Annotated in this window: 1 protein-coding gene; it reads right to left on the bottom strand. The window is 54.7% G+C overall.

What is annotated here, in order from left to right; translation table 11 throughout:
- Positions 1–243, bottom strand: a 243-nt coding sequence (locus tag MXD62_RS09435; RefSeq protein WP_248828981.1) for an aldehyde dehydrogenase family protein, incomplete at both ends; no start/stop codon positions are given.

Raw genomic sequence — 243 nt, 5'->3', positions numbered from 1 at the left:
GCTCTCTGCCGATGCCGCTCTGCTTGTATCCGCCCCACGGCGCTTCATTGTAGGTAGGGTGGTAGGTATTAATCCAGGTAATGCCGGCGCGAAGCTTGCGAATCACACGCATTGCTTTTGCCCCGTCCTGTGTAAAGACTCCTCCCGCCAAGCCGTAGATCGAGTCATTGGCCATACGGATTGCCTCCGCTTCATCCTTAAAGCGTTGAACGACCAGTACCGGCCCAAATATCTCTTCCTGAA

Origin of the sequence: Frankia sp. Mgl5 (assembly GCF_023242985.1) — a bacterium.
Taxonomy (GTDB): domain Bacteria; phylum Actinomycetota; class Actinomycetes; order Frankiales; family Frankiaceae; genus Parafrankia; species Parafrankia soli.
The sequence above is the reverse complement of the archived record's forward strand: the minus strand, read 5'-3'. Positions and strand labels throughout refer to the sequence as shown.